Origin of the sequence: Blautia intestinihominis (assembly GCF_040096655.1) — a bacterium.
GTDB classification, from domain to species: Bacteria; Bacillota; Clostridia; order Lachnospirales; family Lachnospiraceae; genus Blautia_A; species Blautia_A intestinihominis.
On record NZ_JBBMEI010000007.1, the window covers coordinates 35,690 to 51,061 of the forward strand.

Sequence of the window (15,372 nt, forward strand, 5' to 3'; positions counted from 1 at the left end):
GAGCAGTTTAGGAGTAAATATGAAAGATAATTTTAAATCCGGATTTACAGCGATCATCGGCCGTCCAAATGTCGGAAAATCCACATTGATGAACCATCTGATCGGTCAGAAGATCGCGATCACATCCAAGAAACCGCAGACGACCAGAAACCGTATCCAGACCGTATATACCTGTGAGGACGGTCAGATCGTCTTCCTCGATACCCCTGGTATCCACAAGGCAAAAAACAAGCTGGGCGAGTACATGGTCCAGGTAGCAGAGAGAACACTCAAAGATGTCGATGTGATCCTCTGGCTGGTAGAGCCGACGACCTTTATCGGCGCAGGAGAACGTCACATTGCAGAGCAGCTTAAGGGCTTACATCTGCCGGTCATCCTTGTGATCAACAAGGTCGATACCGTTGACAAGGACGAGATCCTCAAGGCGATCGACACCTACCGCAAACTTTATGAATTTGATGAGATCATTCCATGCTCTGCACTGCGCAACCAGAACACAGAGGATATCGTCCCGTGCATTCTGAAATACCTGCCATACGGACCGATGTTCTACGATGAGGACACCGTAACAGACCAGCCGCAGAGACAGATTGCCGCAGAGATCATCCGTGAGAAGGCACTTCACGCGCTTGATGCTGAGATCCCGCACGGAATCGCAGTCGCTATCGACAGCATGAAAGAGCGTCCTGGCAAAAACAACCTCGTAGACATCGAAGCAACGATCATCTGCGAGAGAGACTCTCACAAAGGAATCATTATCGGCAAACAGGGTGCCATGCTCAAAAAGATCGGCAGCAATGCCCGCTATGAGCTGGAACGCATGCTGGATGCCAAGGTCAACCTGAAGATCTGGGTCAAAGTCCGCAAAGACTGGCGTGACAGTGACTTTATGATTAAAAACTTTGGTTACGACAAGAAGGAAATCTGATAAATGAGTGATCTGATCACCGTGCAGGGAGTTGTGATCTCTGCGATGCCGATCGGCGAATATGACAAGAGAATCGTTCTGCTGACCAGAGAGAGGGGCAAGATCTCCGCTTTTGCCAAAGGTGCAAGACGGCCGAACAGCCCGTTTCTGGCAGCAGCAGATCCTTTTGTGTTTGGAACTTTTACCCTGTTTGAAGGCAGGAGCAGCTATAATCTGAACCAGGTGTCCGTATCCCACCATTTCGTAGAACTGGCGGCGATGCAGCCTGGGGTCTATTATGGCTATTACTTCCTGGAACTGGCAGATTACTTCGGGCGTGAGGGAACGGACGAGAGGGAGATGATGAACCTTCTCTATGTCACAGTCAAAGCCCTTCTGAATCCGAAGATGGACAACCGTCTGATCCACTGCATCTTTGAACTGCGGACGATGGTAGAGGAGGGACTCTGCCCGGAGCTTTTTCAGTGCGCGCAGTGCGGGCGTGAGGAGATTCCGGAAGGACAGGTGTTTTTTTCGCAGGATCTCCACGGCATCCTGTGCCAGAAATGCGCATCCGGACAGAAAGGAACTCTTCGGATTTCGCCTTCGGCACTTTATGCCATGCGCTTTATAGCGACAGCACCGATGGGAAAGCTGTATACTTTTACTGTGAAGGATGAAGTGCTTCTGGAACTGGAGCACATCATACATAGATATACGGCTGCAAACACGGACAAAAGGTTCCGAAGTCTCCAGATTCTGGAGGTTATGAAATAAAAAAGTTGAAATATATTGAAAATGCGGTATAATGAGAACACTTAGGTTTTCACCAATAAAACAATGAGGAGAGATATCATGGAAAAAACAATGGAGAAAATTGTTGCTCTGGCAAAAGCCAGAGGATTCGTTTATCCTGGTTCAGAAATTTATGGAGGTCTTGCAAATACCTGGGACTACGGTAACCTTGGCGTTGAACTCAAGAACAACGTAAAGCGCGCATGGTGGCAGAAATTTGTTCAGGAATCCCCGTACAATGTCGGTGTAGACTGTGCGATCCTGATGAATCCGCAGACATGGGTAGCATCCGGTCATCTTGGCGGATTCTCCGATCCTCTGATGGACTGTAAGGAATGCCACGAGCGTTTCCGTGCAGACAAGCTGATCGAGGATTTCTGCGGAGAGCATGACATTGCGATCGAAGGAAGCGTAGATGCATGGTCCCAGGAGCAGATGATGAACTTCATCAAGGATCACGAAGTTCCGTGTCCGTCCTGCGGCAAGCACAACTTCACAGATATCCGTCAGTTCAACCTGATGTTTAAGACATTCCAGGGTGTAACTGAGGACGCCAAGAACACTGTTTACTTAAGACCTGAAACAGCACAGGGTATCTTTGTAAACTTCAAGAACGTACAGAGAACATCCCGTAAGAAGATTCCGTTTGGTATCGGCCAGATCGGTAAATCTTTCCGTAACGAGATCACACCGGGTAACTTCACATTCCGTACCCGTGAGTTCGAGCAGATGGAACTTGAATTCTTCTGCGAGCCGGATACAGACCTTGAGTGGTTTGCATACTGGAAGAAATTCTGTCTTGACTGGCTGAGCTCCCTTGGCCTTAAGGATGACGAAGTCCGTTACCGTGACCATGACAAGGAAGAACTGAGCTTCTACAGCAAGGCTACTACAGACGTAGAGTTCCTGTTCCCGTTCGGATGGGGCGAGCTGTGGGGAATCGCTGACAGAACAGACTATGACCTGACACAGCATCAGAATGTATCCGGTCAGGATCTGACATATTTCGACGATGAGAAGAAACAGAAATACATTCCTTACGTTATCGAGCCTTCACTTGGTGCTGACCGTATGGTACTTGCATTCCTGTGCAGCGCATACGATGAGGAAGTTCTGGATGCAGAGAAGAACGACGTTCGTACAGTCCTTCACTTCCATCCGGTACTGGCTCCGGTCAAGATCGGTGTCCTTCCGCTTTCCAAGAAGCTGAACGATGGTGCAGAGAAAATCTTCCAGCAGTTAAGCAAGAAATACAACTGCGAGTACGATGACCGTGGAAACATCGGTAAACGTTACAGAAGACAGGATGAGATCGGTACTCCGTACTGCATCACTTACGACTTCGAATCTGAGAATGACGGAGCAGTTACTGTCCGTGACCGTGACACCATGGAGCAGGTTCGTGTCAAGATCGACGAGTTGGAAGCATACTTTGCTGACAAATTTACATTCTAAGTTCTGAGGACTCAGAAACTTTCATAAGAGAATGACGACAGGCATTCGCTGTGCACTGCGCTGATACGCAGACACGGCAGATGCCTGATTTTTTTGTGGCATTCTTCTATTTCTTTTATAATCCATACAGCATATACAAACAAAACTATACAAAATAGATAATAAAAACAAAAGATATATACAAAAACATATAAAAATACACAAATCTTCTTGACGAAAACGGATAATATTGGTAAAATTTAACTATTATATATCCGACAACAAAAAAGGAGATGACAGTATGGCAAAAAAACGCAATATCATTGTAGGACAGTCCGGAGGTCCTACCGCAGTAATCAATTCCAGTCTTGCAGGTGTGTACAAGAACGCCATTGAGCGAGGTTTCGACAAGGTATATGGAATGCTGCACGGAATTCAGGGACTTCTGGATGAACAGTATATCGATCTTTCCACACAGATCCACTCAGAGCTGGACATTGAGCTTCTCAAGAGAACCCCGTCCGCGTTCTTAGGTTCCTGTCGTTTTAAACTTCCTGAGATCCACGAAGACAAGACTATCTATGAGAAGATCTTTGGTATACTGAACCGTCTTGATATTGATGCGTTTATCTATATTGGCGGAAATGACTCCATGGACACCATCAAGAAGCTTTCTGATTTCGCAATCCTGACCGGCCAGAAGCAGAAATTCCTTGGCGTACCGAAGACCATTGACAATGACCTCGCACTGACCGACCATACACCTGGTTTTGGAAGTGCAGCCAAATACATTGGAGCTTCCACCAAGGAAGTGATCCGTGACGCACAGGGTCTTACCTACAAGAAGAGCATGATCACGATCATGGAAGTTATGGGTCGAAATGCAGGATGGCTCACCGGCGCAACTGCACTTGCGAGAACAGAGGACTGCGACGGACCGGACCTTATCTACCTTCCGGAAGTTGCATTTGACATTGAGAAATTCCTTGTCAAAGTCAAAGAACTCCTCAAGAAGAAATCTTCCGTTGTGATCGCTGTATCCGAGGGAATCCGCCTCGCTGACGGACGCTATGTCTGCGAACTTGGAAGCTCCGGAGATTACGTGGATGCATTCGGCCACAAACAGCTCGCAGGAACCGCGACATACCTTGCCAACTTCCTGGCAGCAGAGTGTGGCTGCAAGACAAGGGCTGTAGAGCTTTCTACCTTACAGAGAAGTGCTTCCCATATGGCATCCCGTGTCGATATCGACGAGGCATTCATGGTAGGCGGTGCTGCAGTGAAGGCAGCAGATGAAGGCGACACCGGCAAGATGATCGTCATCGACCGTGTTTCCGATGACCCGTACATGGCAAAAACAGGCATCTATGACGTACACAGGATCGCCAACGAAGAGAAGGTCGTTCCGAGAAACTGGATGAACAAAGATGCGACTTATGTGACCAAGGATTTTGTCGATTATATCAGCCCGCTGATCCAGGGAGACTACCAGCCGATCATGGTAAACGGGCTCCCGAGACACCTTGTGCTCAACCTTAAGAAGAAACGTTAAAGTAAAATATGAAATGGGGAAAGGTTTTTACATATTATGACAAAAACTTTCCCCATTTTTTGACAGTTTAACCTTGACTATTTGTACTAAAGTCTATACAATAATTATGTGCGTAAAACATAATTTTTTTATGTAAAAGAACAAATAATTAGGAGGAAATGTAAAAATGGCAAAATGGGTTTACATGTTTACAGAAGGTAACGCTAATATGAGAAACCTTCTGGGTGGTAAAGGTGCTAACCTTGCTGAAATGACAAACCTTGGTCTTCCGGTACCGCAGGGCTTCACAATCACAACAGAAGCTTGTACTCAGTACTATGAAGATGGAAGACAGATCAACGACGAGATCATGGGTCAGATCATGGAAGCAATCACCAAAATGGAAGGAGTTACCGGTAAGAAATTCGGTGACAAAGAAAATCCTCTGCTTGTTTCCGTTCGTTCTGGTGCCAGAGCATCCATGCCTGGTATGATGGATACTATCCTGAACCTTGGTTTAAATGAAGAAGTAGTTAATACTCTTGCTGAAAAATCAAACAACCCACGTTGGGCTTGGGACTGCTACAGAAGATTCATCCAGATGTACTCTGACGTAGTTATGGAAGTTGGTAAGAAATATTTCGAAGAGCTGATCGACGAAATGAAAGCTAAGAGAGGCGTTAAACAGGACGTTGAGCTTACAGCTGAAGACCTCAAAGAACTTGCAGAACAGTTCAAAGCTGAATATAAAGAAAAAATCGGTGCTGAATTCCCAACTGATCCGAAGGAACAGTTAATGGGTGCTATCAAAGCCGTATTCCGTTCCTGGGACAACCCGCGTGCAAACGTATATCGTCGTGACAACGATATCCCATATTCCTGGGGAACCGCTGTTAACGTACAGATGATGGCATTCGGTAACATGGGAGATGACTGTGGTACAGGTGTTGCCTTCACACGTGACCCTGCTACAGGAGCTAACGGTCTGTTCGGTGAATTCCTGACAAACGCTCAGGGTGAAGACGTTGTTGCTGGTGTTCGTACACCTATGCACATCACCGAAATGGAACAGAAATTCCCGGAAGCATTCGTACAGTTCAAACAGGTTTGCAAAACTCTGGAAGACCACTACAGAGATATGCAGGACATGGAGTTCACTGTAGAGCACGGTAAACTTTACATGCTGCAGACACGTAATGGTAAGAGAACTGCTCAGGCTGCTCTGAAGATCGCTTGTGACCTTGTTGATGAGGGAATGAGAACAGAAGAAGAAGCTGTAGCAATGATCGACCCACGTAACCTTGATACTCTGCTTCATCCGCAGTTCGATGCAGCTGCTCTGAAAGCTGCTACACCGATGGGCAAAGGTCTTGGAGCTTCTCCAGGAGCTGCTTGCGGTAAGATCGTATTCACAGCTGATGACGCTGTTGAATGGGCAGAAAGAGGAGAGAAAGTCGTTCTGGTTCGTCTTGAGACATCTCCAGAAGATATCACAGGTATGAAATCTGCTCAGGGTATCCTGACAGTTCGTGGTGGTATGACTTCTCACGCAGCAGTAGTTGCCCGTGGTATGGGTGAGTGCTGTGTATCCGGATGCGGTGATATCGCTATGGATGAAGAAAACAAGAAATTCACACTGGCTGGTAAAGAGTTCCACGAAGGAGACTTCATCTCCATCGATGGTACAACAGGTAACATCTACGACGGAATCATCCCGACTGTAGACGCTACGATCGCTGGTGAGTTCGGCCGTATCATGGCTTGGGCTGACAAATACAGAACTATGAAAGTTCGTACAAACGCAGATACACCGGCTGACGCTAAGAAAGCAGTTGAGCTTGGTGCAGAAGGTATCGGTCTTTGCCGTACAGAGCATATGTTCTTCGGTGAGGGACGTATCGATGCATTCCGTGAAATGATCTGCTCCACAACAGTAGAAGAAAGAGAAGCAGCACTTGCAAAAGTTCTTCCATATCAGCAGGAAGACTTCGAAGGACTGTTCGAAGCACTGGAAGGCAACCCGGTTACTATCCGTTTCCTGGATCCGCCGCTTCATGAATTCGTTCCTACAGAAGAAGCTGACATCAAGAAACTTGCTGACGCTCAGGGCAAAACTGTTGAAGAGATCAAGACAATCATTGATTCTCTCCATGAGTTCAACCCGATGATGGGTCATCGTGGATGCCGTCTTGCAGTTACCTATCCGGAAATTGCCAAGATGCAGACAACAGCTGTTATCCGTGCAGCAATCAAAGTTCAGAACGCTCATCCGGATTGGACAATCAACCGGAGATCATGATCCCGCTTGTTGGCGATATCAAAGAGCTTAAATATGTTAAGAAATTCGTAGTAGAAACAGCAGACGCTGAGATCAAAGCAGCTGGTTCCAACCTTGAGTACGAAGTTGGTACTATGATCGAGATCCCGAGAGCAGCTCTTACAGCTGATGATATCGCTAAAGAAGCTGACTTCTTCTGCTTCGGTACAAACGACCTTACACAGATGACATACGGCTTCTCCCGTGACGATGCAGGTAAATTCCTGAACGCTTACTACGATGCTAAGATCTTCGAGAACGATCCATTCGCTAAACTTGATCAGGTTGGCGTTGGTAAACTCATGAAGATGGCAATCGAGCTCGGAAGACCGGTTAACCCGAACCTTCATGTAGGTATCTGTGGAGAGCACGGTGGAGATCCGTCCTCTGTAGAATTCTGCCACAAGATCGGTCTTAACTATGTATCCTGCTCACCGTTCCGTGTACCGATCGCTCGTCTGGCAGCAGCTCAGGCAGCAATCGCTGAGAAGAATGCATAAGGAATAGATTGTTCTAAATTAGTATAGATTCTAAATTTATACATTGTGTCCAAACGGAGTAATACCGACCCCCACAGATTCATTCTGTGGGGGTCTTTTAAACTCATTAACATAAAATGGGGGGAGTAATCTTGAAAAATAACAAATACGAAATCGACATGTGCAATGGCTCAATCATGGACAAGCTGATCTCGTTTTCGCTGCCATTGATGCTGTCCGGTATTTTACAGCTGATGTTCAATGCTGTGGACATCATTGTTGTGGGGCAGTTTGCGGGAAGCGAATCGCTTGCTGCGGTTGGCTCGACGACAGCTCTGATCGCTGTTTTTACGAATTTATTTATTGGAGTCTCTCTTGGAGCGAATGTACTTGCTGCACGTTTCTATGCTTCCGGCAAGCATAAGGAGATGTCTGAGACCGTGCATACCGCCATTACACTTGCTCTGGTAAGCGGTATTATTATGGCGTTCGTCGGACTGATCTTTTCCAGGCTGGCACTTGAGATCATGGGTACGCCGGATAACGTTATTGCTCATTCGACGCTGTACATGCGTATTTATTTCCTGGGAATGCCATTTTTCATGCTTTACAATTACGGTGCAGCTATTCTGAGAGCGGTTGGAGACACAAAGCGTCCGCTGTTTTATCTGATCATATCAGGGGTTGCAAATGCCTGCCTGAATATGCTTCTTGTCATTGTTTTTCACATGGGCGTGGCTGGTGTTGCAATCGGAACAGTAGTTTCCCAGTGCATTTCCTGTATTCTGGTACTGCGCTGTCTGTATCGTTCGGAAGGAAGCTATCAGCTTCGTTTCTCGAAACTCACGATCAAAAGTTTTTATCTGAAACAGATCTTTCAGGTAGGAATCCCGGCAGGAATCCAGAGCACAGTCATCAATATTTCCAATGCACTGCTGCAGTCTTCCGTAAATTCCTTTGGCTCGATCGCCATGGCAGGTTATACGGCAGCCAATAATATCTTTGGATTTCTGTATGTGTCTGTCAATGCGGTTACGCAGTCCTGCATGAGTTTTACAAGCCAGAATTATGGCGTACGCAAGACGAAGCGTATGGACAAAGTCCTGATGGACTGTATCATTTTGTCTTTTGCAGTTTCTTTTACCCTGGGATGCGGCGCGTATTTCTTTGGCGATAAATTGCTGAGACTGTATACAAGTGACCCGGATGTTATCCAGTGCGGTATTGAAATCCTTGCATACACAACAGTTCCTTATTTCTGCTGTGGTATCATGGATCTGATCCCGGGAGCACTCCGCGGAATGGGTCGCTCCGGTGTACCGATGATCCTGTCGATTATAGGAACCGTAGGAACACGTATCGTGTGGATCTTCGGATTATTTCCACACCACAGAAGCCTGTCGTTCCTCTTTATATCTTATCCGGTATCCTGGATCATCACGATCATTCTGCAGGTGATCTGCTATTATTTTGTAAGGAAAAAAGTACATAAGACGATATTAGGAATGTGACGGACCGATTAAGTCCGTCACGTTTGCTTATCAGGGAATTTCAAGAAAAGCTGCGGCCGGAGACAAGGAAACTCCGGTCAAGTTTCAGAAGATCGACAGGCATTTCAGCAACCATGGAAAGCGAAGACTCTCCGGTACCGAAATCATCCATTTCGATAAAAAACCATCTTCTCGAAGTGTATTAAGGATATGTGTGATAGCAAGGCTTTTGAGCATACGGTCACCGGAAACCCTGCCGTAGATTTCATTTACCAGTTTAAAACGTTCGATATCAAGTGCAATGATATCATAAACCTGATCCGGATGTTCCTGGATACATTTCTCGACCCTGCGGTAAAAAGCAGACGCGCTGTAAAGTGCAGTCAGATCATCCTGTTCCAAAATCGCGATGGCATTACTCGCCTGCCGGATCTCTGCCAGGAGGCTCTGAAGCTTCTTGTTGCTCTTCATCAGGGCACGCTGAGAATTGATGAGCTGATTGTTCATCTGCTCGATCTGGAAATATTCATCTGTATACATTGGATGGAGCCTCTGCTTCGCCCAAGAGAGAGAATCTGTGTAAGTCTCTGTAAAGTCGACATAATCCTGCTGATTCTGGATCAGAGCCAGAAAGACCAGATAATATTCCGAGAATGTACAGATGATGACAGGGATTTCCTGCCGGATATCCGGGAAATATGCAGTTATGATGTTGGTTTGCTGAGAATCGGCAAGCCCAGGTTCATCCAGACAGCCGGGATCGCTGATAAGATCTTTCAGACAGGTACCCGTCTGAATTGGAATCTCAGAAGAACAGTGGAGGATCTCATTTCAGTATTTACATTCTGAAGCAGTTCGCGGGCATCTTCGACATAAAAATCAATTGGCCATTGTTTCCAGATCTGATGTGTACTCTGGAAAGCTTTGCCGCCGACTGCGATCCTGCTCTCCGGGAATTCTCTGCGAATCGCATTTACAAGGTCACGGCATACAAGAAGGTGCTGTGGCATGGTTACAGAAAGAGCGATCAGATCCGGGTGATTGCTGCGGACCGCTTCCAGCATGGCATCCTCCGGAACAGCGGCACCGAGATAGATGCTGTCCCAGCCATCATTTTCAAAAATATCAGCTACCATACGTGCACCCATCTCGTGGAGTTCTGTACCAGGGCGGGCACAGAGAAGCGTGCGGTTCCTGCATTCGCTGGAGAACAGAAGCGGGTACATCTGCGTTATTGCCATCTGTGTAACAGAAGTACAGTAATGTTCTGCATCGACAGTGATCTGGGCTGTGCGCCAGAGTTCCCCGACACGACGCATGCTCTCAGCCAGGATCTCGACGTAAATATCATTTACAGGAATACCGGCTTCCGTAAACTGCTGAACGAGGTATAATTGTACTACCTCAGATACAAAAAATACTTATTTCAAAAATCTGTGGAGCAGTTTTTCGTTGCGTGGTTTGTACGGCTGGTAGCGCATCGAAAGGTCGATCCATGTTTTCTTGTCCACGATACTCTTGTAATGGGAAAAAGTCCGGAAGCCTTCTTCGCCGTGGTATGCACCCATGCCGCTTTCGCCAAAGCCACCAAATCCCATCTCAGAAGTGGCAAGATGGATCAGCGTATCATTGATACAGCCGCCGCCGAAACTGCATTCTTCCATGAACTTTCGGGCTGTTTTACGCCGTGAAGTAAAAATATAGAGCGCGAGGGGATGTGCCATGGAATTGATTTTTGGAATAACCTCATCCATAGAATCATAAGTTATAATTGGAAGGACCGGGCCAAAGATCTCCTGCTGCATCACAGGATCCTCGAAGGACACAGAGTCGAGGATAGTCGGTTCAATGCGAAGGGTATCAGGATCGGATTTCCCGCCATAAGCGACTTTGCCGGAAGAGATCAGGTCGCAGAGCCGGTCAAAATGTTTCTCATTGATGATCTTGCCGTAATCAGGATTCTGAAGTGGTGTTTCAGAATACTGCCGCCGGATCTGTTTGATCAGATGCTTCATGAGATGGTCCTTGATCTTGCGGTCGCAGTAGATATAATCCGGGGCGACGCAGGTCTGCCCGCAGTTTAAGAATTTACCGAAGACGATCCTGCGTGCGGCGAGCTTGAGATTACATTTCCGGTCTACGATGCAGGGACTTTTGCCGCCAAGCTCCAGGGTGACCGGGGTGAGGAACTGACTTGCCTTTGCCATGACTTCCCTGCCGACATGCTGGCTTCCGGTAAAAAAGATATAGTCAAAATGCTGGTTCAAAAGGTTGGTATTTTCATCCCGACCGCCGGTGACAACAGAGACAAGTTCCGGTTTAAAACATTCCTGTACCAGAGTCTGAATGAGCGTTGTCGTGGCAGGAGAGTAGGCACTTGGCTTGAGGATCACGGTATTTCCGGCTGCAAGCGCGTCGATCAGCGGTTCGATCGAGAGGAGAAACGGATAGTTCCACGGACTCATAACAAGGACTATCCCGTAAGGAACAGGCTTCTTGTAACTGCGCGCGGCAAACTGGGACATCGGAGTATGGACATCCTGTTCTTCAGCATATTCATCGACATTTCGGATCATATGTGTCAATTCGTTCAGGATCAGACCGGCTTCACACATGTAACTTTCGAAAGAACTTTTGCCAAGGTCTTCTCCAAGGGCTTTGTTGATATCTTCTTCATGGGCTGTGACCCAGTCTTTCAGTTTTTTCAGATGTTCGATCCTGGTTTTGACAGGACGGGTCGCCCCGGTATAAAAATAACTTCGCTGAAGTTCGACTAGTTTTTTGATTTCTTCTTCTGTCATAATAATTTCCTTTTTTATTTCAAGGATAACAGTCAGAAGAAAAAATGTCAACCCATCGAAAAGTCTGAATATTTAATCGAAAATTGTTGTATAAAGACGATTCCTGTGGTAAAATAAAAAATATAATAATAAGAAAGGGAAGAGGATTTTTGTATGAATAAAGGAAGAAAAATACTCAAAAAAGCAGCCTCCGTTGCACTTGGTTCTTCTATGGTCCTGACAGGGGCAAGCATCGCATTTGCAGCAGGATCTTATCAGGAAACAGCCAAAACATCTCTTGATGCTATGGTATCTTCTGTCGCAGGTGCTGTTGATGATTATGCACAGAATATGGACAAGGCATTTGCTGGTTCCACCGGCAAGATGACACTCACCGTGGAGGATACCGGAAAGGCAATCCTCGGAACACTTCTTGGTCAGGAAGACATGAGCTGGTTTCAGGATCTGACTATGGATATGAAAGTTTCTGTCAAGGACGGAACAGAGGCAATCGCTTCCACGATCCTTTTGAATGACCAGAAACTCTGTGATCTCAATATATACGAAGATCTGTCAGAGATGAAACAATACATTCAGATCCCGGAAGTTTCTGATGCATATCTTGCACTGGATCCTGCCAGCAGTGCAGACGAGACAACGCAGGAATTTATGAAGGAATATATGAATGCTTTATCTGATATCACCAGTGTAATACCAGATGGAAAGACAGTCAGCACACTTCTTGACCGCTATGGAAATCTTGTGATCGATAATATGGAAGAGGGAACCGCGACAGAGGAGACACTTTCTGTAGAAGGAATCGGTGAGGACTGTACCGTATATGAAGGCGTTGTTACTGATGATTCCGCACGTTCCATGGTGGAAGAAATCCTCACAACTGCGAGAGATGATAAGGAGATCAAGGGACTCTTCGATCTCTGGAATCAGGGCGAAGATCAGTACGCATCTTATCAGTCTGGAATTGATGATCTGCTGAATGATATCAAATCAGCAGAATCTGAGGACAGTGAAAGTACAGAAAGTTTTTCTGAGAAACTTTGGGTAAACAGTGAGAATAAAGTTGTAGGACGTGAGATTGGAATTTCTGACGGAACAGATTCTCAGCCGGTATTTTCACTCAAGACACCATCCAGTGACGGACAGACTGCACTTCTTCTGGAATTTGGAGCAGATGACAGTTATGTGACTGTTACCGGAACAGGTTCTTCCACTGACGGACTTTGGAACGGCGATTATATCCTGGCTGTAAACCATACAGAGGCAATGGATATCGGTGTAACAGATCTGGAACTCAAACCGGAAAAAGCCGGCTATTATAATGGAACTTTTACAATTTCCTTCCCGGAGGCACAGACAGATGATGAAAATGCTGATGTCACCAGCATGCTGAATGGATTCAGTGCAGTGCTCAAGATGGATTCTGATGCCACAGCTGAAACCAGCAGTATGGAGCTTTCTGTACTGACATCCGGTGTATCACTTGGAACACTTTCTATTACAGGTGGATATGGAGAAGGTGCAGAAATCCCGGATCTTGCAAATCCTGGAACTGTTTATGCAGTGGATAATGAGGAAGAAATGACAGAATATGTCAAGAACGCAGACTGGAGTGTCATCACAGAAAACATGAAGACAGCAGGCGTTCCGGCAGACCTGGCAGATGGATTTTTACAGATCCTGGAATCTTCCGTGGAAGAAACTTCCACAGAAGATGCAGAAGGATCCACAGATGAGACAACAGCACAGGAAACATCCGCAGAAGATGCGGCAGCATAAGAAAAGCAATAATTGATAAGAACCAAAAAGGAGGCTCTCAGGCGTGAACCCTGAGAACCTCCTCTTTTTCTGCTGCTCTGGAAAGAGCGCGTTCCTCATTGACAAGGACGAGTGCGGTGCATACCGGGAGAAGTCCTGCCCATGCGCCTGCTAGATGGAATCTGGAGCAGAACAGGAAGCACACTGCAACTCCGAAATGAAAGGAAAGAAGCACTTTTCCATAGAAGATACCTCTTCGGAGTGCTTCGGAATCTCTGCTGTAAAGGTACTCTGCAAATCCTGTCGTACACTGACGGAGATTGTTGGTGGAGAAGATGCTGGAGCTGTTAAAACCATCGGCACCTTTGAAGGAACACCATTGAAATGCAGTAGCAAAAAAAATTGGATACAGAGCAACAAACGGATCCATGTCCTGTGGAAGAAATGCCAGAAGAACAAAGGCAAGACCATCGATCAGGACACTGATAAATTTCAAGGTTGTCCGTTCCATCTTATGTGAGAGGAATACGGTGGAGACCATCGCGAATATGTAGATCAGCAGTGCGGAGAAACGGAAAAAGATTTCGGCATCCGTACGTCCTACCAGATCCATCACAAAGGAGATCAAGTTTCCGGTCTGTGCAGATCCAAAAATATCACTGCGGTTAAAGATTGCATAACATCCCATAAAACCACCGATAAAAGTCACCGTCAGGTGAAGGCGGCGTTCAAGGACTGCTTTATCCATGTATATCATTCCTATCTTTCTGATTTTGAGCTTATTATAGTATCAAAATATTATATTGTAAATTCGATATTTTATCTATATAATATAAACAGAATTTATAGGTTGCTGTGAATGGAGTGAACAGTAATATTATAGGTTGAACAAATACATAAGAAGACATCACAGAAGGAGGAACCATGAATTACCAGGACATCAAGACATTTCTTACGATCGTATCCAGCTCATCTTTATCCAAAGCAGCGGAGGTGCTGTTTGTATCACAGCCGGCACTCAGCCATCGCCTGTCTGCACTGGAAGAAGAACTGGGAACAGAACTGATCATCCGTAAAAAAGGTTCTCGCACACTGGAGCTTACCGATGCAGGACAGCGTTTTGTCCCGCTTGCGCGTAAGTGGGAGCAGTTGTGGCTGGAGACAAGCAAGATCCAGTACGAGAAGCCACAGGACATTCTTCGGATCGCAAATGTAGACAGTCTGAATTTTTATTTCATGCCGCAGGTCATCGGCAGTTTCTTGGAGAAACACAAGAGATGCAGTTTTCATATTGATACCATGCGGTCAAATGTGTCCTACAAGGCGGTCGAAAACAAAGAAGTCGACATGGGACTGATCACCAATCCGCATTTTTTCAAAAAAGTGCAGACGGTGCCGCTTTTTGAAGAAAAACTGGTCCTGGTCTGCAGCAAAGATACCGCGTATGAGGATGGAATCCTGCCTTCCCGTCTGAAAAGCGAGGATGAGATCTACATTCCATGGAGTGATTCTTTTATCATGTGGCACGATTACTGGTTTGGAAATAATTCCGAAGTAAAAGTATCACTCGACAATATGGCACTTCTGCGCCAGCTCCTCGATCTCGAAAAAACATGGGCGATCATGCCGGCAACAATAGGAAAGAAACTTTCTCAGGAGGGGGAATGCCGCATTGTAGCGCTGGAGAATGGTCCGGAATACCGTACCTGCTATGCGATCATGGGAGACCGGCGGAATGCAGCTCCTCTGGTGATGGATTTCCTGCAGGAACTTCTCGACACAGTAAAAGGAATCCCGGAGATCAGAGTGCTCACGGAATATATCCGTCAGGCACCCTGAATCTCCGGGATTCCCGGGTTTTGA

At 46.3% G+C, this 15,372-nt stretch carries 11 protein-coding genes and 2 pseudogenes; 8 read left to right on the forward strand and 5 right to left on the reverse strand.

Annotated elements, in window-relative coordinates; translation table 11 throughout:
• Positions 1–19 precede the first annotated feature (19 nt).
• The 6 genes and pseudogenes from era to WMO75_RS03760 all read left to right on the forward strand — a co-directional run bounded on the left by era (position 20) and on the right by WMO75_RS03760 (position 8,974).
• Positions 20–928 (forward strand): GTPase Era, encoded by a 909-nt coding sequence (gene era / locus WMO75_RS03735; RefSeq protein ID WP_022215421.1) that lies wholly within the window; start codon positions 20–22, stop codon positions 926–928.
• 3 nt (positions 929–931) lie between these two features.
• Positions 932–1,684, forward strand: a complete 753-nt coding sequence (recO, locus tag WMO75_RS03740; RefSeq protein WP_349077650.1) for a DNA repair protein RecO — start codon at positions 932–934, stop codon at positions 1,682–1,684.
• A 78-nt stretch (positions 1,685–1,762) separates the two neighbouring features.
• Positions 1,763–3,157: a glycine--tRNA ligase gene (locus tag WMO75_RS03745; RefSeq protein ID WP_118252410.1), complete on the forward strand. Its 1,395-nt coding sequence runs from the start codon at positions 1,763–1,765 to the stop codon at positions 3,155–3,157.
• Positions 3,158–3,437: 280 nt separating this feature from the next.
• The gene (locus WMO75_RS03750; protein ID WP_022213186.1) at positions 3,438–4,688 is read left to right on the forward strand and encodes a 6-phosphofructokinase; all 1,251 of its coding nucleotides are present in this window, start codon (positions 3,438–3,440) and stop codon (positions 4,686–4,688) included.
• Positions 4,689–4,854: 166 nt separating this feature from the next.
• A pseudogene (gene ppdK, locus WMO75_RS03755) lies at positions 4,855–7,484 on the forward strand (pyruvate, phosphate dikinase).
• Positions 7,485–7,600: 116 nt separating this feature from the next.
• Complete coding sequence (locus tag WMO75_RS03760) at positions 7,601–8,974, forward strand: MATE family efflux transporter (protein ID WP_227222435.1); 1,374 nt, start codon at positions 7,601–7,603, stop codon at positions 8,972–8,974.
• Between the two features lie 84 nt (positions 8,975–9,058).
• Here the strand turns inward: WMO75_RS03760 and WMO75_RS03765 are convergent, their stop codons facing one another.
• The 4 genes and pseudogenes from WMO75_RS03765 to WMO75_RS03780 form a co-directional block, all read right to left on the reverse strand.
• Entirely contained in the window at positions 9,059–9,493 is a 435-nt protein-coding gene (locus tag WMO75_RS03765; RefSeq protein ID WP_349077651.1) for a GGDEF domain-containing protein, read from the reverse strand.
• A gap of 236 nt (positions 9,494–9,729) precedes the next feature.
• A complete protein-coding gene (locus WMO75_RS03770) occupies positions 9,730–10,194 on the reverse strand; it encodes a cobalamin B12-binding domain-containing protein (protein ID WP_319638488.1) in 465 nt (154 codons plus the stop codon).
• Positions 10,195–10,329: pseudogene (locus WMO75_RS03775) on the reverse strand (B12-binding domain-containing protein); the annotation flags it as partial. It abuts the gene before it with no gap.
• Positions 10,330–10,374: 45 nt separating this feature from the next.
• Positions 10,375–11,754, reverse strand: a complete 1,380-nt coding sequence (locus WMO75_RS03780) for an aldehyde dehydrogenase (protein ID WP_349077653.1) — start codon at positions 11,752–11,754, stop codon at positions 10,375–10,377.
• 153 nt (positions 11,755–11,907) lie between these two features.
• Here WMO75_RS03780 and WMO75_RS03785 point away from each other — a divergent pair, with 153 nt between their 5' ends.
• The gene (locus WMO75_RS03785) at positions 11,908–13,530 is read left to right on the forward strand and encodes a hypothetical protein (protein WP_118698769.1); all 1,623 of its coding nucleotides are present in this window, start codon (positions 11,908–11,910) and stop codon (positions 13,528–13,530) included.
• 37 nt (positions 13,531–13,567) lie between these two features.
• Here WMO75_RS03785 and WMO75_RS03790 read toward each other — a convergent pair whose 3' ends face one another.
• Positions 13,568–14,257: a YoaK family protein gene (locus WMO75_RS03790; RefSeq protein WP_118252431.1), complete on the reverse strand. Its 690-nt coding sequence runs from the start codon at positions 14,255–14,257 to the stop codon at positions 13,568–13,570.
• A 176-nt stretch (positions 14,258–14,433) separates the two neighbouring features.
• On the opposite strand from WMO75_RS03790, the gene WMO75_RS03795 reads away from it, so the two are divergent.
• Complete coding sequence (locus tag WMO75_RS03795) at positions 14,434–15,348, forward strand: LysR family transcriptional regulator (RefSeq protein ID WP_118252432.1); 915 nt, start codon at positions 14,434–14,436, stop codon at positions 15,346–15,348.
• Positions 15,349–15,372 lie beyond the last annotated feature (24 nt).